Consider the following 20102-nt stretch of genomic DNA (forward strand, 5'->3'; position numbering starts at 1 on the left):
TCGCGCGGTTCCCCGCGCCCCCGGGGGCGTCACCTCCGCGTCCCGGAGGGCGGGGTGGGCCCGGTCCGCCGCTTCGCGCGGTTCCCCGCGCCCCCGTTCAGGGGCGGTCCGGTTTGCCGCCCAGCCAGTCCCCGATGGCTCGGGCGGGGCGGGACCAGCGGCGGTCGTGGCGGTAGGCGCGCAGGAGGGCCTTCGCTCTGGCCCGGTGACGGTGGCGGTAGAAGCGCTTGGCCCACGGGGATCCCGGGCGGGCCAGCCGCAGGGAGCCGATGAGCGCCACGACCGGGACGATCACCCCGAAGACCGCGAGGCGCACCTTGCCCTTGCTCAGGGCGATCAGCGCGAAGCCGAAGTTGACGGCGAGGCCGGTCAGCGCGCCCGCGCGGTTCTGCAGTTCCTCCTGGGAGAGGTCGTTGACGCCGAACGGCGCGAACCCGGCCAGCAGCAGGACGACCAGCGCCGCCGTCAGCGCCACCATCTCCACGCTCTTGCGTCCGGCCTCGGACCAGTACACGTCGTCCAGGTGGAGGATCAGCGCGAACTCGTCGAGCACGAGCCCCGCGCCGATGCCGAAGAGCACCGCGCTGAGGTACGGGCCGAGGCCGCGCTCCCCGCTCGCCACCGCGCCGAAGCCGCCGACGACGGTGAGGATGACGCCGGGCACCACGTGGTGGATGTGCACCGAGCCCGCGGTGATGTTGCCGAAGGGACCTCTGCCGGCCCGGATCAGCCGGGTGACGGTCCGGGTGATCACGAAGGTGAGGACGAAGGCCGTCAGCGCGAGGAGCAGCGGGAGCTTGCCCGGCTCGATGATGTTCCGCTCCAGCCACTGTCCCATATGCGTACTTTATGCACGGCCATGGGCGGCGCCCTGCTGACCGCCGGGTAATCTGCGCCGGTGCCCGAGCCCTCCCCCGCCTCCCCCGCCGACGGCCTCCGCTTCGCCTTCGGCACCCTCACCGTGCTCCCGGCCCGGCTCACCCGCTGGGACCGTCCGGCCGCGCGGACGGGCATGCTCTGCGCGCCCGCGGTCGGCCTGGTGGTGGGCGGCGTGGCCGCCGCGACGGGACTGGTGCTGCTGTTCCTCGGGGCGGGGCCGCTGCTCGCCGCCGTGGCCTCCGTCGCCGTGCCGGCCGCGCTGACCCGGGGGCTGCACCTGGACGGGCTGGCCGACACCGCCGACGGGCTGGGCAGCGGCAAGCCCGCCGGGGACGCGCTGCGGATCATGAAGCAGTCGGACATCGGCCCCTTCGGGGTGCTCACCCTGGTGCTCGTCCTGCTGGCGCAGGTGGCCGCGCTGGCGCAGGCGTACGGCGGTTCCTGGGCGCGGGGCGCGCTGGCCGCCGTGGTGTCGGCGGTCGCGGCGCGGCTCGCCCTCACCCTGGCCGCGCGCACCGGTGTGCCGGCCGCCCGGCCGGAGGGGCTGGGCGCGACGGTCGCGGGAGTGGTGCCGGTGCGGGGCGCGGTGGTCACCGCGGCCCTGACGACGGGGCTGCTCGCGGGCGCGGGCGCGGCCCTCGGGGCGTACGACGCGCTGCGCGCCGGGCTCGCGGTGGCGGTGGCGGCCGGCGTGGCCGAACTGCTGCTGCGGCGCTGCGTCCGGCGGTTCGGCGGGGTGACCGGCGACGTGTTCGGCGGGGTCGCGGAGACGGCGGCGACGACCGCGCTCGTCGTCATGTCACTGGCCTGAAACGATCTCCGCGTCCCCCTGGGGGCACACCCGCCCCGCCGCTAGCCTGTGGGGGCGGATCGGCGGACGGACGGGGGGCGTTGATGCCGGCATTGCGTCGTGCCACGGCCTGGGTGATCGACTTCGCGCTGGTGGCGGGGCTGGCCTCGCTGCTGGCGGTGCTCACCTTCAACCGGATCTCCGCCCTGGTGACCGACGTGCCCGGACTGGCCGCGCGCGGCGGCTTCGACCTGCTCACCTCGCGCGGGGACGTGCTGGACGCCTCCGCCGGTCTGGGCACGTCGCTGTGGGACACGTCGGTGGGGTACGTGCGGCAGGCGTTCGGACTGCTGGTCCTCGCCGCCTTCCTCTACCAGTGGGCGTGCCTCGCCCTGGCCGGGCGGACCGCCGGCAAGGCCCTCACCGGGCTGAAGGTCACCCCGCGCACGCCCCGCCGGGCGGCGCTGCGCGCGGCGGTGACGACCGCCACGGACGTCGCCGTGTACGCGGTGGCCTGCGTGCTGCTGCTCGAGGGCGAGATCCTGCTGTCGGTGCTGGTGTGGCTGGTCGCGGTGGTGCTGTTCCTGCTGAACGCGCTGCCGGTGCTGGGCGCGCGGCGGCGCTCCCTCGCCGACCGGGCGGCCGGCACCTCGGTGGCCTCCGTGGAGCTCAGCAGGTTCGCCGCCACGCGTCGAGCTCGTACCTCTTGAGCAGTGAACTCAGCTTCAGGCGGCGGGAGTCGGCGCAGAAGCGGGCGGTGGGCAGTTCGTACTCGGCGTGGAAGACGGCCTTGTCCGCCTCGACGAACGGGGTGAGCTCCTCGCACTCGCCGTACTGGGCGCACTGCTCGTTCACCGCGAAGTCGAAGTCGCCGACCAGGTCCGGGATCTGGTCCAGGTCGTTCTTCAGGCCCACGGCCATGCCGCGCTCGTGCGCGAGGCGGGCGATCAGCCGGTTGTAGCGGAGCTGGTCGGCGGCGGTGAGCGGGAAGCCGGTGCGGTTGCGGTAGCCGTCCATGTTGTCCGGCTCCACCGCGTCGAAGCCCTTGTCGCGGCACATGTCGAGGCGTTCGGCCATCAGCGGCCCGAGGACGTCGGTGCGGCGGATGTCGAGCCAGCGCTCGCCCTCCCAGCCGTTGCCCCGGCCGAGCACCGACTCCGGGAAGCCGTCCGCGTCCGGGCGGAAGTCCTCCCAGGCGCCGGTGGACAGGTAGCAGATGACCTTGCGGCCGTCGCGGTGCAGTCGGGCGACCGTCTCCGCCGAGTGGTCGAAGCCGTCGATGTCGTACACCGGGACGTCGACGGCGGTGTCCAGGCGGCCGCTGAGCTGCCATTGCCAGGCGACGCCGGGCCGCGGCCGCCACCGGTCCCCCGACGGCGACGGCTCCGCGTCCGCGCCGCCGGAACCCCCGGCACACCCCGTCAGCACCAGGGCCAGCAGGACGGCCACCGCACGCGCTCTTCTCACCGGACGCTCCCTCAGGGCTCACGGCCGTCCGCGCCCCGGCGGCGCGGCGGCACCCCCATGATCGCCCGGCCGTCCGCACCCCGGGTCGCCATCCGGACACCGCACGGGCCGGCACGGGGCATTCCCGGCCCGCCGCGGGGCACCCGCCGCGCCGGGGCGGGTGCGCACCGGCCATGAGAGCGGGCGCACACGCGCGTAGGCTCGGAGCCGAGTGTTCGCCGCACCGGGGGAGGCCCCGACGGGATCGCACCCGGACGTCACGATTAGGGTCGGCTGCCGGGCCCGGTCGACCCACACCCTTCGGCCACTGAAACTTCACATCGGAAGCGAGAATTCACCACCGTGACTGCTCTGACTCTCAGCACCGCCGCGGTCGCCGGCCTGCGCGCCGACGCGATCGTGATCGGTGTCGCCAAGGGCTCCGCGTCCAAGCCCGGGGGACCCGTCGTCGCACCGGGCGCCGAGGCCGTGGACCAGGCGTACGACGGCAACCTGGCCGGTGTTCTGGAGACCCTCGGCGCGTCCGGTGCCGAGGGCGAGGTGACCAAGCTCCCCGCGCCGGCCGGCCTCAAGGCGCCGCTCGTGGTGGCGGTGGGCCTCGGCGCCCGGCCCGAGGAGGACTCCGGCTACGACGCCGAGGCGCTCCGCAAGGCGGCCGGCGTCGCCGCCCGTGCCCTCGCCGGCACCAGGAAGGCCGCGTTCGCGCTGCCCCTGGCGGACGCCGCCGACGCCGGCGCGGTCGCCGAGGGCGTGCTGCTCGGCGCGTACTCCTTCGACGCGTACAAGGACAAGGGCGACGCGAAGAACGGCAAGAACGGCAAGGCCCCGCTCGCCGAGGCCGTGCTGCTCGGCGGCAAGTCCCGCGACAAGGCGTTCAAGGCGGCCCTCGAGCGCGCCGTCGCCGTGTCCGAGGAGCTCAACCGCGCCCGCGACCTGATCAACACCCCGCCGAACGACCTCAACCCCGAGGCGTTCGCGGCGGTCGCCCAGGCGGCGGCCAAGGAGCACGGCATCAAGGTGCAGGTGCTCGACGAGAAGGCCCTCGCCAAGGGCGGCTACGGCGGCATCCTCGGCGTCGGCGCCGGCTCCGCCTCGGGTCCGCGCCTGGTGAAGCTGTCGTACACCTCGTCCAAGGCGAAGAAGCACCTCGCCCTGGTCGGCAAGGGCATCACCTACGACTCGGGCGGCATCTCGCTCAAGCCGGCCGGCCACAACGAGACGATGAAGTGCGACATGAGCGGCGCCGCCGCCGTGTTCGCCGCGGTCGTCGCCGCCGCCCGCCTCGGCCTGGAGGTCAACGTCACCGGCTGGCTGGCGCTGGCCGAGAACATGCCCTCCGGCTCGGCGACCCGCCCGGGCGACGTGCTGCGCATGTACAGCGGCAAGACCGTCGAGGTGCTCAACACCGACGCCGAGGGCCGGCTGGTCCTGGCGGACGCGCTGTGGGCGGCCTCGCAGGAGAAGCCGGACGCCATCGTGGACGTGGCGACCCTGACCGGCGCCATGATGCTGGCGCTGGGCAGCCGCACCTTCGGCATCATGGCCAACGACGACGCCTTCCGCGCCGCGGTGCACGAGGCCGCCGAGGAGGCGGGCGAGCCGGCCTGGCCGATGCCGCTGCCGGAGCACCTGCGCAAGGGCATGGAGTCGGCGACCGCCGACATCGCCAACATGGGCGAGCGGATGGGCGGCGGCCTGGTCGCCGGCCTGTTCCTGCGCGAGTTCGTCGGCGAGGGCATCACCTGGGCCCACCTCGACATCGCGGGCCCGGCCTTCAACGAGGGCGGTCCCTTCGGCTACACGCCCAAGGGCGGGACGGGCAGCGCGGTGCGCACGCTGGTGCGGCTGGCGGAGCGGGCCGCCGCCGGCGAGCTGAGCTGACGCGTCTTCGGGTGACGGGCCTCGTGCGCGGGTGCGACGGGGCCCCGTCACCGGGGAGTGGGACGTCTCACACCACGGCCCGGCGTCTCGTACGGCCCCGACAAGTGCGAGGATAGGGCTCGGCAGGACAGGGCCCCACACAAGGGCCGAGAACATAGAGCGGCCGGACACCAGCCGCCGACCGGTCACTGGAGACCGGCGTGGCGCAATGCATGGAGGACGTGACGTGGCGAACGACGCCAGCACCGTTTTCGACCTAGTGATCCTCGGCGGTGGCAGCGGTGGGTACGCCGCGGCCCTGCGCGGGGCGCAGCTGGGCCTGGACGTCGCCCTGATCGAGAAGGGCAAGGTCGGCGGTACCTGCCTGCACAACGGATGCATCCCCACCAAGGCCCTGCTGCACGCGGGTGAGATCGCCGACCAGGCCCGCGAGAGCGAGCAGTTCGGTGTGAAGGCCACCTTCGAGGGCATCGACATCGCGGCCGTCCACAAGTACAAGGACGACGTCATCGCCGGCCTGTACAAGGGTCTCCAGGGGCTGATCGCCTCCCGCAAGGTCACCTACATCGAGGGCGAGGGCCGGCTGTCCTCCCCCACCTCCGTCGACGTGAACGGCCAGCGCGTCCAGGGCCGCCACGTCCTGCTGGCGACCGGCTCCGTGCCGAAGTCGCTGCCGGGCCTGGAGATCGACGGCGACCGGATCATCTCCTCCGACCACGCCCTGGTCCTGGACCGCGTGCCCAAGTCCGCGATCGTCCTGGGCGGCGGCGTCATCGGGGTCGAGTTCGCGTCCGCGTGGAAGTCGTTCGGCACCGACGTCACGATCATCGAGGGCATGAAGCACCTCGTCCCGGTCGAGGACGAGAACAGCTCCAAGCTGCTCGAGCGCGCGTTCCGCAAGCGCGGCATCAAGTTCAACCTGGGCACCTTCTTCGAGAAGGCCGAGTACACCCAGGACGGCGTCAAGGTCACCCTGGCGGACGGCAAGGAGTTCGAGGCCGAGGTCCTGCTCGTCGCCGTCGGCCGCGGCCCGGTCTCGCAGGGCCTGGGCTACGAGGAGGCCGGGGTCGCGATGGACCGCGGCTACGTCCTGGTCGACGAGTACATGCGGACGAACGTCCCGACGATCTCCGCCGTCGGCGACCTCGTCCCGACGCTCCAGCTCGCGCACGTCGGCTTCGCCGAGGGCATCCTGGTCGCGGAGCGGCTGGCCGGTCTGAAGACCGTCCCGATCGACTACGACGGTGTCCCGCGGGTGACGTACTGCCACCCGGAGGTCGCCTCCGTCGGCATCACCGAGGCCAAGGCCAAGGAGATCTACGGCGCGGACAAGGTCGTCGCTCTGAAGTACAACCTGGCGGGCAACGGCAGGAGCAAGATCCTGAAGACCGCGGGCGAGATCAAGCTCGTCCAGGTCAAGGACGGTGCGGTGGTCGGCGTCCACATGGTCGGCGACCGTATGGGCGAGCAGGTCGGCGAGGCCCAGCTGATCTACAACTGGGAGGCGCTGCCGGCCGAGGTGGCCCAGCTCATCCACGCCCACCCGACGCAGAACGAGGCGCTCGGCGAGGCCCACCTGGCCCTGGCCGGCAAGCCCCTCCACTCCCACGACTGACGCCCTCAGTCACCGGGCGCGACGACACAGACTTCCGCACTTCTAAGGAGCAACCGAAACCATGGCGGTTTCCGTAACCCTTCCGGCGCTCGGCGAGAGCGTCACCGAGGGCACTGTCACCCGCTGGCTGAAGGCCGAGGGCGAGCGTGTCGAGGCCGACGAGCCGCTGCTCGAGGTGTCCACCGACAAGGTCGACACCGAGATCCCGGCCCCCGCCTCCGGCGTGCTGTCCTCCATCAAGGTCGCCGAGGACGAGACGGTCGAGGTCGGCGCCGAGCTGGCCCTGATCGACGACGGCAGCGGCGCCCCCGCCGCCGCCGAGGCGCCCGCCGCCGAGCAGGCGGCCCCGCCGGCCCCCGCGCCGGAGCCGCAGGCCCAGCCGTCCACCGAGCAGACCGCCCCGGCCCCGGCGCCCACCGTCGAGGCCTCGTCCGGCGGCGGTTCCGCGCAGGGCACCGACGTGGTCCTGCCGGCGCTCGGCGAGTCCGTCACCGAGGGCACCGTCACCCGCTGGCTGAAGTCGGTGGGCGACACCGTCGAGGCCGACGAGCCGCTGCTCGAGGTGTCCACCGACAAGGTCGACACCGAGATCCCCGCCCCCGCCTCCGGCACCCTGCTGGAGATCGTGGTCGGCGAGGACGAGACCGCCGAGGTCGGCGCGAAGCTCGCCGTCATCGGCGAGGCCGGCGCCGCTCCGGCCGCCGCCCCCGCCCAGGAGGCCCCGGCCGCCCCGGCGCAGCCCGAGCCGGCCCCCGCGCAGCCCGAACCGGCCCCCGCGCAGCCCGAACCGGCCCCCGCGCAGCCCGAGCCGGCCCCGGCTCCGGAGCCCACGCCGGCCCCGGCCGCCCCGGCTCCGCAGCAGACCGCCCCGGCCCCGGCTCCGGCTCCGGCTCCGCAGCAGGCCGCCCCGGCCCCGGCTCCGCAGCAGGCCGCTCCTGCCCCGGCTCCGGCCCCGCAGGCTCCCGCGGCTGAGGCCCCGGCCGCCGCCAAGGGCTCGGACGACGGCGCCTACGTGACCCCGCTGGTGCGCAAGCTCGCCGCCGAGAACGGCGTCGACCTGTCCACCGTCAAGGGCACCGGCGTCGGCGGCCGTATCCGCAAGCAGGACGTGCTCGCCGCCGCCGAGGCCGCCAAGGCCGCCGCGCCGGCCCCGGCCGCCGCCGCTCCGGCCGCCTCGAAGAAGGCCCCGGCGCTGGAGGCGTCCCCGCTGCGCGGCCAGACCGTGAAGATGCCGCGGATCCGCAAGGTCATCGGCGACAACATGGTCAAGGCCCTGCACGAGCAGGCCCAGCTGTCCTCGGTCGTCGAGGTCGACGTCACCCGTCTGATGAAGCTGCGCGCCCGGGCCAAGGACGCGTTCGCGGCGCGCGAGGGCGTCAAGCTCTCCCCGATGCCGTTCTTCGTCAAGGCCGCGGCCCAGGCGCTGAAGGCCCACCCGGTCATCAACGCCAAGATCAACGAGGCCGAGGGGACCATCACCTACTTCGACACCGAGAACATCGGTATCGCGGTGGACTCCGAGAAGGGCCTGATGACCCCGGTCATCAAGAACGCCGGCGGCCTCAACATCGCCGGCATCGCCAAGGCCACGGCGGAGCTGGCGGGCAAGGTCCGCGGCAACAAGATCACCCCGGACGAGCTGTCCGGCGCGACCTTCACCATCTCCAACACCGGGTCGCGCGGCGCGCTCTTCGACACGATCATCGTGCCGCCGGGCCAGGTCGCGATCCTCGGCATCGGCGCCACGGTCAAGCGTCCGGCCGTCATCGAGACCGAGGAGGGCACGGTCATCGGCGTCCGCGACATGACCTACCTGACCCTCTCCTACGACCACCGCCTGGTGGACGGCGCCGACGCGGCCCGTTACCTGACGGCGGTCAAGGCGATCCTGGAGGCCGGCGAGTTCGAGGTCGAGCTCGGTCTGTGAACCGGGCGGTGGCCACGGACCGCTGATCAGGTCCCTCGGTGCCCCCGTCCGGAAGCCCTCGCGGCTTCCGGACGGGGGCACCGTCACATGGGGCGTGTAAGTCTCGTCTCACCTGGGCGAGAGCGCCCCCGCGCGCCCCACCGGGGCGGGCTCCCGGCCGTATTGTCTATTCGTCAAAGCCCCCCGGGGGCCCGCGGGCCCCGCTAAGGAGCCCGTCATGACCGCGCCCGTCGTCCACTCGCTGCGCGAACAGATCCGCGAGCACATCCTGGAAGGGATCATCAGCGGGCGCTGGAAGCCGGGCGAGCGGATCGTGGAGCGGCGCATCGCGACCGAGCTGGAGGTCAGCCAGACGCCCGTGCGGGAGGCGCTGCGCGAGCTGGAGTCGCTGCGGCTGATCGAGTCGGCGCCGAACAAGGGCGTGCGAGTGCGGAACCTGACCGCAGCCGACCTGGAGGAGAGCTACCCGGTCCGGGCCGGTCTGGAGGCGATCGCGGCGGAGCTGGCGGCGGGGCGGCTGGCGGAGGACTGCTCGGCGCTGGAGCCGCACGTGGCCGCGCTGTACGAGGCGGACCGGCTGTCCGACGGGACCGCGCAGGTGCGGCACACGGTGGCGTTCCACCGGGAGCTGGTGCGGGCGGCGGGGAACTCGGTGCTGCTGCACACGTGGGAGGGGCTGGGGATCGAGGTGTTCACGGCGCTGTCGATACGGTGGCTGGGCACCGTGCAGCAGTCCTACGCGGAGGAGCACGAGGAACTGGTCGCGGCGTTCCGCCGCCGCGACCCGCGCATCGCGGAACTGGTCAAGTCGCACGTACTGGGGTGCGCGCCCCGCGCCTGAAGGGGCGCGGGGAACTGCGCGGTCGGCCCCACCGGCCCGCGGCCGTCCCGCCTGCGGGCCCCCGCGCTCCCACGCGCGACACCCTCCTCACCTGCGCAGACCCGCCGCATCGCCGTCACCGCGTGCCACCGCCGGAGGCACCCCGTGCCGACTTTCTCCAGATCAAGAGATTTTGCCCCTCAACCCTTTGATCGATCATCGATCACGGAGTTATTGTCGCCTGCGGACTTCCACCGAGGTCCACAGCCCTGTCCTGCCAAAGACCAAGGGCACCCCCGAACCCTTTGAGGGCACCCCCTTCGACTGAGGAAGGCGGCGACATGACCGACCCCAACGCCATCCAGCCGAGCGAGCTCGACCAGCTCCCGGACCGCGACCCCGAGGAGACCGCCGAGTGGCAGGCCTCCCTGGACGCCGTTGCCGCGGCGGCCGGGCCGCACCGTGCCGCGTACCTGATGCGCCGTACGCTGGAGCGTGCCGAGGGCGCCGGCGTCGCGCTGCCCAAGCTGCTCGAGACCGACTACGTCAACACCATCCCCACCGCGGCCGAGCCCGCCGTGGACGGCGACGAGGCGATGGAGCAGCGCATCACCGCCTGGAACCGCTGGAACGCGGCGGCGATGGTGACCCGTGGCAGCAAGTACGGCGTCGGCGGGCACATCGCCACCTTCGCCTCGGCCGCGTGGCTCTACGAGACCGGCTTCAACCACTTCTTCCGCGGCAAGGAGGGGGACGGCTCCGGCGACCAGCTCTACATCCAGGGCCACGCCTCCCCCGGCATCTACGCCCGCGCCTTCCTCGACGGCCGGATCAGCGAGGAGCAGCTCGACAACTTCCGCCGCGAGGCCGGCGGCAACGGCCTGCCGTCCTACCCGCACCCGCGGCGCCTGCCCTGGCTGTGGGAGTTCCCCACCGTGTCGATGGGCCTCGGCCCGATCTCCGCGATCTACCAGGCGCGCTTCAACCGCTACCTGACCAACCGCGGCATCAAGGACGTCTCCGACTCCCACGTGTGGGCGTTCCTCGGCGACGGCGAGATGGACGAGCCCGAGTCGACGACCGCGCTCACCCTGGCCGCCCGTGAGCAGCTGGACAACCTGACCTTCGTCGTCAACTGCAACCTGCAGCGCCTCGACGGCCCGGTCCGCGCCAACTTCAAGATCGTGCAGGAGCTGGAGGCCCAGTTCCGCGGCGCCGGCTGGAACGTGATCAAGACCCTGTGGGGTTCGGCCTGGGACGAGCTGTTCCGGCTCGACACCACGGGCGCCCTGGTCCGCCGCCTCCGCGAGGTGCCGGACGCGCAGGTGCAGACGTACCAGACGCGTGACGCCGCCTACATCCGCGAGGACTTCTTCGGCAAGGACCCGGCGCTCGTCGAGATGGCGAAGCTGCTGAGCGACGACAAGATCCTCGAGTGCTTCCACGTCTCCCGCGGCGGCCACGAGCCCCGCAAGGTGTACGCCGCGTACAGGGCCGCGCTCTCCCACAAGGGCGCGCCGACCGTGATCCTGGCGCAGACCGTCAAGGGCCACACCCTCGGTGAGGGCTTCGCGTCGAAGAACGCCAACCACCAGATGAAGAAGCTGACGGTGGACGAGTTCAAGGCGATGCGCGACCGCCTGGAGCTGCCGATCCCGGACTCCCGGTTCGCCGACGGCGTGGTGCCCTACGCGCACCCGGGCGCCGACTCCCCCGAGGTCCGCTACCTCCAGGAGCGCCGTGCCGCCCTCGGCGGTCCCGCCCCGGCCCGCCGCGTGCACCCGGTCGCGCCGCTGCCGCAGCCTGCCGAGAAGGCGTTCACCGCCTTCGACAAGGGCTCCGGCTCGCAGAACGTGGCCACCACGATGGCGTTCGTCCGCCTGGTCAAGGACCTGGTCCGCGACAAGGAGACCGGCAGGCGCTGGGTGCCGATCGTCCCCGACGAGGCGCGCACCTTCGGCATGGAGAGCCTCTTCCCGTCCCTCGGCATCTACTCGCCGATGGGCCAGACGTACGAGCCGGTCGACCGTGACCAGCTGATGTACTACAAGGAAGCCAAGAACGGCCAGATCCTCAACGAGGGGATCACCGAGGCCGGCGCCATGGCCGAGTTCATCGCCGCGTCGACGTCGTACGCGACGCACGGCGAGACGATGATCCCGTTCTACATCTACTACTCGATGTTCGGCTGGCAGCGCACCGGCGACCAGATGTGGCAGCTCGGCGACCAGCTCGGCCGCGGCTTCCTGGTCGGCGCCACCGCGGGCCGCACCACGCTGACCGGTGAGGGCCTCCAGCACGCCGACGGCCACTCCCCCGTCATCGCGGCGACCAACCCGGCCGCCCTGACGTACGACCCGGCGTTCGCGTACGAGATCGCGGTCATCGTCAAGGAGGGTCTGCGCCGGATGTTCGGCGAGGCGAAGCCGGGCGAGGACCAGGACGTCTTCTACTACCTGACGGTCTACAACGAGCCGCTGCCGCAGCCCGCGAAGCCGCAGACGGCCGGCATCGACGAGGGCATCGTCAAGGGCCTGTACCGCTTCAACACGGCGGAGTCCGCGGGCCTGTCCCCCGCCGCCAACGCCCCGCGCATCCAGCTGCTGGGCTCCGGCACGGCGATCCACTGGGCGCTGAAGGCGCAGGCGATGCTCGCCGAGGAGTGGGGCGTGGCCGCCGACGTGTGGTCCGCCACCTCGTGGACCGAGCTGCGGCGCGACGCGATGGAGGCCGACGAGGCCCTGCTGCGCGGCGAGGAGCGGGTGCCGTACGTCCGGCAGGCGCTCCAGGGCGCCGACGGCCCGGTGCTGGCGGTGTCCGACTACATGCGCCAGGTCCCGGACCAGATCGCGCAGTGGGTCGAGCAGGACTACACCTCGCTCGGCGCCGACGGCTTCGGTCTGTCGGACACCCGTGAGGCGGCCCGCCGCCACTTCGGCGTGGACGCCGAGTCCGTCGTCGTCGCGGCCCTGGCCCAGCTCGCCCGCCGCGGCGAGGTGCAGGCCACCGCGGTGAAGGAGGCCCGGGAGAAGTACGGCCTGTAGAACCCGGATCGCGGGGAGCCCCCGTCGTCACGCGTGCGCGCGGGGCGGCGGGGGCCTCTTGCATGATGGGCGCATGCGTGCTGCCCGGTTGATCAAGATGGTGCTGCTGCTGCAGTCCCGGCCCTCCATGACCGCCGCCGAACTGGCCCGGGAGCTGGAGGTGTCGGAGCGGACGGTCACCCGGGACGCGCAGGCCCTGTCCGAGGCGGGCGTGCCGGTGTACGCGGACCGGGGGCGGATCGGCGGCTACCGGCTGGTCGGCGGGTACCGGACCCGGCTGACGGGGCTGGCCCGCAGCGAGGCGGAGGCGCTGTTCCTGTCCGGGGTGCCGGGCGCGCTGCGCGAGATGGGCCTGGAGGACGCGGCCTCGGCGGCCCGGCTGAAGGTGTCCGCCGCGCTGCTGCCGTCGCTGCGGGACGCCTCCCGGACGGCCGCGCAGCGGTTCCACCTGGACGCGCCGAACTGGTTCCGCGAGCCGGAGACGCCGGAGCTGCTGCCGGTCGTGGCGGACGCGGTGTGGGACGACCGGCGCATCACCGCCCGCTACCGGCGCGGGACGGGCGGGCGACGGCACGAGGTGGAGCGGGAGCTGGAGCCGTACGGGCTCGTGCTGAAGGCGGGCGTCTGGTACCTGTGCGCGCGGGTCGCGGGGCGGGACTCCTTCCGGGTGTACCGGATCGACCGGTTCACGGCGGTGGAGCCGGGCGAGGAGCGGTTCGAGCGGGCTGAGGACTTCGAGTTGCCCGCGTTCTGGGAGGAGCGGGCGGAGCAGTTCGCGCGGTCGATCCTGCGGGCGGACGTGGTGGTGCGGCTGACGGCGGAGGGGATGCGGAGGCTGCCGTACGCGGTGGACCCCCTGTCGGCGCGGGAGGCGCTGGAGGGGGTGGCGGAGCCGGGGGACGGGGAGCGGGTCACCGTGAAGCTGCCGGTGGAGTCGGAGGAGGTGGCGCGGGTGCAGTTGGCTTCGCTGGGGGCGGAGGTGGAGGTGGTGGAGCCGGTGTCGCTGCGGGAGTTCTTCGCCTCCGAGGCGGAGCGGTCGGTGCGGCTGTACCGGGGGTGAGGCGCCGGGGGGTGCGCGTTCGGTTTGTCCGCCCCCTCCGCCCCTTCCCCTCCCGTCCCCGGGGCTTCGCCCCCGGACCCCCGTTTGCGCAGTTCCCCGCGCCCCTGGAGGGGCGCGGGGCGATGCTGGTTGTCGTGATGGACGAGACGGAGTTCTGGGCGTTGGTGGACGGGGCTCGGGAGGACGCCGAGGGGGACCCCGGGGAGCAGGCCGATCTGCTCGTGGAGCGGCTCGTGCTGCTGGACCCCGAGGCCGTGCTGGACTTCGCCCGTCACTTCGAGGCGCGCTACCGGCGTGCCTGCCGCTGGGACCTGTGGGGCGCCGCGTGGGTGCTGCTGGACGGGGCGAGCGACGACGCCTTCGACTTCTTCCGGTGCTGGCTGATCGGCCAGGGCCGCGAGGTGTTCGAGGGCGCGCTGCACGACCCGGACGCGCTGGCCGGGCTGCTCGGCGACTTCGACGAGGAGACCGACGGCGACGGCGAGGATCTCGGCTACGCGGCCGACGAGGCGTACGAGCAGCTCACCGGGCTGGTGATGCCCGATCTCGGCCTCCCCCCGGCTCCGGCGGAGCCGGAGGGCACGCCGCTCGACCTCGAGAACGAGGCGCTGCTCGCCGCGCGCTGCCCGCGGCTGTGGGAGAGGTTCCGCGGGGACCGGGCCGCGGGGCGCGGACGCCGGGCGCCGGTCACAGACGCCGGTGGGGGCTCGGCGCGTGGCGCAGAGGGGCCGCGTTGGCCTGCATGAGGGCGGTGGCCGTGGAGGCCGCGGGTCCGAGGACGACGGCCGCCGCGGCGCACAGCGCGGTCCAGGGGCGGCGCAGGGCGTCCGCCCACGTGGTACTTCGGTCAGGGGTGTCGCTCATGGGCTCAGCTCTTCGTTCCGTGCGTCGTCCGTCGCGGTGACGCGTCGTGTGTCGGTGCCGGCGTCCCGGCCGGGGCCGGTTCCGGCGTCGCGGCCCTGGAGACGGGCCGCGACGTCCCTGATCTCCGGGAGCCGCGCGTGCAGGGCGGCGCCCGGGCAGTCGGTCATGTAGCCGTCGCTGTGCCCCGCGACGGCGGGCAGGGTGGCGGTGGTGCCGGCCGCGTACCGGCTGCCGCCGTTGCTGGAGACCAGCCGCACCTCGGCGCGCGGGTCGGTGCCGGAGGGGCCGAGCTTCCAGGCGGTCACCGCGGCGATCGCGCGCAGCATCACGTCCGGTACCTCCGCGCCCTCGGTGAAGGTGCCGAGGGCGGCAATGCCGGCGGTGCGGTGGTTGAAGCCCTGGGTGTGGGCGCCGGTGACGGGACGGTCGGCGCCGCCCGCGCGGCCCTCGTAGACGGTGCCGCAGCGGTCGACGACGAAGTTGTAGCCGAGGTCGTCCCAGTCCCGCCCCTGGGTCTGCCCCTCGTACAGCGCCCGGATGATGCCGGGGGCGTCGGCGCAGTCGTACCCGTTGGGCGAGTCGGTGTGGTGGAGGAACACGGCGACGACCTGGTCGTCGTAGCGCGGCGGGGGCTGGTCGCGGGCCGCGTCGCCGAGCCATGCCGCGCGCGGCACGATGTCCGGCCGGGGCGCGTGGAAGGCGGGCGCGGGACGGGCGGCGGCCCGGGCGGCGGACTCGGCGGCCCGTTCCACGCCCTGGGCGCTCAGCACCAGCGCGACGGCGGCGGCCGCGCCCGGGACGAAGCCGAGGGGCGCGGCGACCGCCCGGGGCAGCCGCGTGCGGCCGGGCCCGCCGGGTATCCGGGGCGGGCGGGGTTTCCGCGCGCCGCGCGGTCTCCTGGGGACACGCATGGTCTCACTGTGGGTGCGGCCGGCGAGGCGCGCGACATCTGCTCTGCCAGTCGGTGGACAGCCGGTGGAACCATCGTCCCGGTGCGTGACGTTCTCCCGGTGCACGCGCGCCCCGCGGGCGCCCTCCCCGCGTCCGGACGGCGCGTGACTGATCACCGGGCCCCCGGGCCCCGTATTGAGGGTCGGTGGTCCCGAGAGAAAGGCGGCGTGCGTGGATCTGCTCGACATCCTGCTGATGCTGGTCGTCCTGGCCTATGCGGCGTCCGGTTACCGGCGCGGGCTGGTCGCCGGCTGTGTGTCCCTGGCCGGTTTCGTGGGCGGCGCGGTCGTCGGCGTGTGGATCCTGCCGTGGGTGATGGACCTGGTGACGCCGGGGACGACGCGGGCGACGGTGACGGCGGTGGTCACGGTGCTGCTGCCGGCCGTGGTGGGGCACGAACTGGCGGGGCGGCTGGGGCTGCGGCTGCGCCGGGAGCTGGACCGGGGGCCGCTGCGGGTGGCGGACGGGGTCGGCGGGGCCGCGGCGAACGCGGTGGCGGTGCTGATCGTGGCGTGGGTGGCGGCGAGCGTGCTGGGCGCGTCCTCGTCGCCGCTGGTCACGTCGGCGATCCGGGACTCGCGGCTGCTCGGCGCGGTGCAGGACGCGATGCCGGACACCACGCCGGCCTGGTTCTCGCGGGCCACGTCGGCGCTGACCGAGGCGGGTTTCCCGCAGGTGTTCAACCCGTTCGAGAACGAGTCGACCGCGGAGGTCGCCGCGCCGACCGGGGACAACGTCACGGCGGCCGCCACCCGCGCGGCGCAGCGCAGCACGGTGAAGGTCGAGGGGGTCGCCGGCGTCCAGGGCCGCGAGGGCAGCGGGTTCGTGTACGCGCGGGAGCGCGTGATGACCAACGCGCACGTGGTGGCGGGCATCGACGAGCCCACCGTGCGGGTGGGCGGGGTCGGACGGACGTACGAGGCGCGGGTGGTGCTGTTCGACCCGCGGACGGACGTGGCCGTGCTGTACGTGCCGGATCTGCGGGCGCCGGTGCTGGCCTTCGACGACGCCGGGCGGGGCGCCGCGGCGGTGGTGGCGGGCTATCCGCAGGACGGCGACCTGAATCTGCAGGCGGCGACGGTCGCGGCGCGGGTGCAGGCGCGGGGGCAGAACATCTACAACGACGCCCCGGTCACCCGGGAGATCTACTCGATCCGCTCCACGGTCCGGCCCGGCAACTCCGGCGGTCCGCTGCTGACCACCGACGGGCGGGTGTTCGGCGTGGTGTTCGCGCGGTCCACCTCGGACGCGGAGACGGGGTACGTGCTGACGGCGGACGAGGTGGCGGACGAGGCCGCGCGGGCGGCCACGGCGACCGCGCCGGTGGACACGGGGCAGCCGGTGACGTCGTAGCGGGAGCCGCCGGTCAGAGGAGGCTCCGCCCCATCAGGACGTCGTCGACGTAGCGGCCGCCGACGTGGAACTCGCCGGGCAGCACGCCCTCCACGGCGAAGCCCTCGGACGCGTACAGCGTGCGGGCGACGGTGTTGGGGGCGAGGACCCGCAGGGTGATCCGGCGGGCTCCCCGGCGGCGGGCCTCGGCGACGGCGGCCCGCACCAGCGCCCGGCCGGCGCCCTTGCCGCGGGCCTCCGCCGCGACGGCCAGGCCGCAGATCTGCAGCACGTGCGCGTGGGACTCCAGGGCCGTGGGCCGCAGGAGCCGGACGTAGCCGACGGCCCGTCCGTCGTGCTCGGCGACGAGATGGGCGTCCGGGCCGCACGTCGGGCGGAAGAAGGGCTCGTCGGGTCCGGGCGGCGCCGGCCGGACCTCGTGCAGCGGCGACCAGGTCTCCCGGTCCAGACGGGCCAGGGCGTCCTCGTCGTCGGGGCGGGCGGGACGTATGAGCGGTTCCGGCATGCGCGTCACTCTACGGCTCCACGTGGCGTCCCCACCGTGAATATCTTCGCGACCGGGGCAGGATGGACGCCATGGAACATGCGCGGATCGTGGTGGCCGGGGCGTCCGGACTGATCGGCTCCGCCCTGGTGCGGTCGCTGGCGGCGGACGGGCACACGGTGGTGCGGCTGGTGCGCCGGGCGCCCCGGTCGGCGGACGAGGTCCGCTGGGACCCCGGGCGGGGCACCGTGGACGCGGCGGCGCTCGCCGGGTGCGACGCGGTGGTGAACCTGGCGGGCGCCGGGGTGGGCGACCGGCGCTGGACGGACGCGTACAAGGAGCTGATCCGCTCCAGCCGGGTGCGGGGGACGACCGCGCTCGCCGAGGCGGTCGCCGGGCTGCCCGAGGACGCCCGGCCGCGGGTGTTCCTGAACGGCAGCGCGATCGGCTACTACGGCGAGACCGGCGACCGGGCGGTGGACGAGAGCGCGCCTCCGGGCGAGGGGTTCCTGCCGGAGGTGTGCGTGGAGTGGGAGGCCGCCGCGGCGCCGGCCCGGGAGGCGGGCGTGCGGACCGTGTTCGCGCGCACCGGGCTCGTGGTGGCGCGCGGGGGCGGGGCGTGGGGGCGGCTGTTCCCGCTGTTCCGGGCCGGTCTGGGCGGGCGGCTCGGGGACGGGCGGCAGTACTGGTCGTACATCGCGCTGCACGACGAGGTGGCGGCGCTGCGGCATCTCCTGGACACCGAGGGGCTGTCCGGGCCGTTCAACCTGACGGCCCCCGAGCCGCTGACGAACCGTGAGATCACCGCGGCGATGGCGCACGTCCTCAGGCGTCCCGCCGTGTTCGCGGTGCCGGCGCCGGTGCTGCGGACGGTGCTCGGCGAGATGGCGGGGGACGTGCTGGGAAGCGCGCGGGTGGTGCCCACGCGGCTGCTGGAGTCGGGGTTCCGGTTCGCCTTCCCGCGGATCGAGGGGGCGGTCAGGGCGGCGCTGTGAGGGACGCCGTGGGGGCGACCGCGCACGGGCGCGGCCTGACGGCACCGGGCAGCGACCTCCTCTGACCCCTCTGCCACCGGATCGTGCCCGCACGGGGCGCGTATGCGACCGTCGTGCGCCCGTGCACGGTGCGTGCGCGCCTGACCCGGCGACCGGGCACAGACCTAACCTCGAGCCGAACTCGGGTATCCCTGGGGCCTGTTGAGGGCATGACGTCTCCAGCGCCCGCGCAACCTCGAGGAGGGGCACGTGCTAGAGCCCACGTACCAGGCGGACGTCGTCGTCGTGGGAGCCGGGGTGGCCGGACTCTCCGCGGCACGACGACTGACCAGCGCAGGAATGTCCACCGTCGTCCTGGAGGCCGCCCATGAGGTGGGGGGCCGCATGGCGACCGAGCAGGTCGACGGCTTCCGTCTGGACAGAGTCGGCCGGCTGCTGTCCACGGCATGCGCCGAACTGCACGTCACCCCGGGGCTGGAGGACCTGGTGCTGCGGCCGTTCGCGCCCGGTGTCCTGCTGCACAGCGACGGGCGACATCATCGTGCCGGGACGCGGGCGGGCACCCGGCGCGCACGGGGAGCACGGAGCGCGAGGAGCACACTTCACGCGGTGCGCGCCCTGGCGAGCGTCCCGCTGCCGGGGCCGCGCAGGCCCGCGGCGGTGCCCGGACGGCAGGTGTCCGTGCCCCGCAACCGGGGCGGCGCCCCGCTGGGCACGGCACTGGACCAGGCCCGGCTGGGGGCCGCGCTGAACCGGCTGGCGGGCACGTCGGCGGAGCGGCTGCTGGCCCGCCCCGAGACGACCGCCGCCGAGGCGCTGCACGGCCGGGGCCTGCCCGCCCGCACCGTCGACGGCTTCCTGCGCCCCCTGCTCGCCGCCCTGTTGTGCGACCCGGAGCTCACCACGTCCAGCAGGCCGGCGGACCTCGCCCTGCGGGACTTCGCGAGCGGACGGCTGTGTCTGCCGGAGGGCGGGACGGAGGCGCTGCCGCGGCTGCTGGCGCGGACGCTGCCGCCGGGCACGGTGCGCACGGGGGTGCGGGTCACCTCCGTGTCGACGACGTCGGTGACCACCGCGGAGCACGGGGAGTTCCGGTGCGCGGCGGTGCTGGTCGCGACCGGCGCGCGGGCCGCCGCGGAGCTGCTGCCGGGGCTGCGGGTGCCGGACTTCCACCCGGTGACGGTGGTGCACCACACCACCGACGAGCCGCCCGGCACGGACACCTCGCTGCTGCTGGACGCGGACCGGGGCGGGCCGGTGGCGCACACGGCGCTCGTCAGCGCGGTCGACCCGTCCCGCGCCCCGGCCGGCCGCACGCTGGTGACCTCCACGGTCCTCGGCCCGGCCACGGCGGACACCGACACGGCCGTGCGGATGCACCTGGCGCGGCTGTACGGGGTGCCGACGGCGCGGTGGGAGACGCTGGCGGTACGGCACACCGCCGACGCGGTCCCCGCGATGCGCCCGCCGCACGACCTGCACCGTCCGGTACGGCTCCTGGCCGGCCTGTACGTCTGCGGCGACCACCGCGACAGCGGCACGGTCCAGGGCGCCCTCCGCTCCGCCGACCGCGCGGCCACCGCCCTCCTGGCCGACCTGGGAGCGGGCCGCCCGCTGCACACGGCCGACCCCCTCCCCACGGTCCGGGCAGCCTGACCCCCGTGCCGGGCAGGCCCCATGAACCGGCGCCCGCCGACGGTGAACACACCCTCGGCGGGTGCCTTCCACTTCGGGCGCCCCCTGGGAAGAGGCGCGCCCGGCACGCCCATCGGCGCTCGGGACACCGCGTGGTCCCGCGCGGCGCGCTCCCGAACCGGCTGGGCACATCCCGCCCGGGAGGAGGCCCGTGTCCCGCGACCCGGGCCGGCGGCTCTTCCGCGCCGCGCCCGGTCCGCCCCGAGAACCGCCTCACGCCCCGCGCGGTGCGGCGGCCGCACCCCACGCCGGCCACGGTCCCGCGCCCGCACACGCA

Annotated in this window: 15 protein-coding genes and 1 pseudogene; 12 read left to right on the forward strand and 4 right to left on the reverse strand. The window is 74.4% G+C overall.

Annotated features, from left to right (window positions below; genetic code table 11):
* Positions 1-97: 97 nt before the first annotated feature.
* Positions 98-838: a hypothetical protein gene (locus tag ACIQ8B_RS01155; RefSeq protein ID WP_403544335.1), complete on the reverse strand. Its 741-nt coding sequence runs from the start codon at positions 836-838 to the stop codon at positions 98-100.
* Positions 839-898: 60 nt separating this feature from the next.
* On the opposite strand from ACIQ8B_RS01155, the gene ACIQ8B_RS01160 reads away from it, so the two are divergent.
* Both ACIQ8B_RS01160 and ACIQ8B_RS01165 read left to right on the forward strand, forming a co-directional pair.
* A complete protein-coding gene (locus ACIQ8B_RS01160; RefSeq protein WP_403544337.1) occupies positions 899-1690 on the forward strand; it encodes an adenosylcobinamide-GDP ribazoletransferase in 792 nt (263 codons plus the stop codon).
* Between the two features lie 83 nt (positions 1691-1773).
* Positions 1774-2379, forward strand: coding sequence for an RDD family protein (locus ACIQ8B_RS01165; protein WP_403544339.1), 606 nt, complete (start codon positions 1774-1776; stop codon positions 2377-2379).
* Here the strand turns inward: ACIQ8B_RS01165 and ACIQ8B_RS01170 are convergent.
* On the reverse strand, positions 2339-3136 hold the full coding sequence (locus ACIQ8B_RS01170; RefSeq protein WP_403544341.1) for an endo alpha-1,4 polygalactosaminidase: 798 nt from the start codon (positions 3134-3136) through the stop codon (positions 2339-2341). The genes ACIQ8B_RS01165 and ACIQ8B_RS01170 overlap by 41 nt on opposite strands.
* Positions 3137-3478: 342 nt before the next feature.
* On the opposite strand from ACIQ8B_RS01170, the gene ACIQ8B_RS01175 reads away from it, so the two are divergent.
* The 7 genes and pseudogenes from ACIQ8B_RS01175 to ACIQ8B_RS01205 form a co-directional block, all read left to right on the forward strand.
* The gene (locus tag ACIQ8B_RS01175) at positions 3479-5017 is read left to right on the forward strand and encodes a leucyl aminopeptidase (protein WP_403544343.1); all 1539 of its coding nucleotides are present in this window, start codon (positions 3479-3481) and stop codon (positions 5015-5017) included.
* A gap of 226 nt (positions 5018-5243) precedes the next feature.
* Entirely contained in the window at positions 5244-6632 is a 1389-nt protein-coding gene (lpdA, locus tag ACIQ8B_RS01180) for a dihydrolipoyl dehydrogenase (protein WP_198602576.1), read from the forward strand.
* A 61-nt stretch (positions 6633-6693) separates the two neighbouring features.
* On the forward strand, positions 6694-8559 hold the full coding sequence (sucB, locus tag ACIQ8B_RS01185; RefSeq protein ID WP_403544346.1) for a 2-oxoglutarate dehydrogenase, E2 component, dihydrolipoamide succinyltransferase: 1866 nt from the start codon (positions 6694-6696) through the stop codon (positions 8557-8559).
* Positions 8560-8776: 217 nt separating this feature from the next.
* Positions 8777-9400, forward strand: a complete 624-nt coding sequence (locus tag ACIQ8B_RS01190) for a GntR family transcriptional regulator (protein ID WP_106414552.1) — start codon at positions 8777-8779, stop codon at positions 9398-9400.
* A 320-nt stretch (positions 9401-9720) separates the two neighbouring features.
* Positions 9721-12423 carry a pyruvate dehydrogenase (acetyl-transferring), homodimeric type gene (gene aceE, locus ACIQ8B_RS01195; protein WP_403544349.1) on the forward strand — a complete coding sequence of 901 codons (2703 nt, stop codon included), beginning with the start codon at positions 9721-9723 and terminating at the stop codon, positions 12421-12423.
* Between the two features lie 73 nt (positions 12424-12496).
* The gene (locus tag ACIQ8B_RS01200) at positions 12497-13483 is read left to right on the forward strand and encodes a helix-turn-helix transcriptional regulator (protein WP_403544351.1); all 987 of its coding nucleotides are present in this window, start codon (positions 12497-12499) and stop codon (positions 13481-13483) included.
* Positions 13484-13620: 137 nt separating this feature from the next.
* Positions 13621-14136, forward strand: a pseudogene (locus ACIQ8B_RS01205) (DUF4240 domain-containing protein); the annotation flags it as partial.
* A 207-nt stretch (positions 14137-14343) separates the two neighbouring features.
* Here the strand turns inward: ACIQ8B_RS01205 and ACIQ8B_RS01210 are convergent.
* Positions 14344-15258, reverse strand: a complete 915-nt coding sequence (locus ACIQ8B_RS01210; RefSeq protein ID WP_290007362.1) for a peptidoglycan recognition protein — start codon at positions 15256-15258, stop codon at positions 14344-14346.
* A gap of 211 nt (positions 15259-15469) precedes the next feature.
* Between ACIQ8B_RS01210 and ACIQ8B_RS01215 the strand changes: the two genes are divergently transcribed.
* Positions 15470-16651 (forward strand): MarP family serine protease, encoded by a 1182-nt coding sequence (locus tag ACIQ8B_RS01215; RefSeq protein WP_403544353.1) that lies wholly within the window; start codon positions 15470-15472, stop codon positions 16649-16651.
* A 13-nt stretch (positions 16652-16664) separates the two neighbouring features.
* Here ACIQ8B_RS01215 and ACIQ8B_RS01220 read toward each other — a convergent pair whose 3' ends face one another.
* Positions 16665-17156, reverse strand: a complete 492-nt coding sequence (locus tag ACIQ8B_RS01220; protein WP_403544355.1) for a GNAT family N-acetyltransferase — start codon at positions 17154-17156, stop codon at positions 16665-16667.
* Positions 17157-17227: 71 nt separating this feature from the next.
* On the opposite strand from ACIQ8B_RS01220, the gene ACIQ8B_RS01225 reads away from it, so the two are divergent.
* Positions 17228-18130 carry a TIGR01777 family oxidoreductase gene (locus ACIQ8B_RS01225; protein WP_403544357.1) on the forward strand — a complete coding sequence of 301 codons (903 nt, stop codon included), beginning with the start codon at positions 17228-17230 and terminating at the stop codon, positions 18128-18130.
* A 249-nt stretch (positions 18131-18379) separates the two neighbouring features.
* Positions 18380-19786, forward strand: a complete 1407-nt coding sequence (locus ACIQ8B_RS01230; RefSeq protein ID WP_403544359.1) for an NAD(P)/FAD-dependent oxidoreductase — start codon at positions 18380-18382, stop codon at positions 19784-19786.
* The last annotated feature ends 316 nt before the right edge of the window (positions 19787-20102 follow it).

Source organism: Streptomyces sp. NPDC096105, assembly GCF_044763335.1.
Lineage (GTDB): Bacteria > Actinomycetota > Actinomycetes > Streptomycetales > Streptomycetaceae > Streptomyces.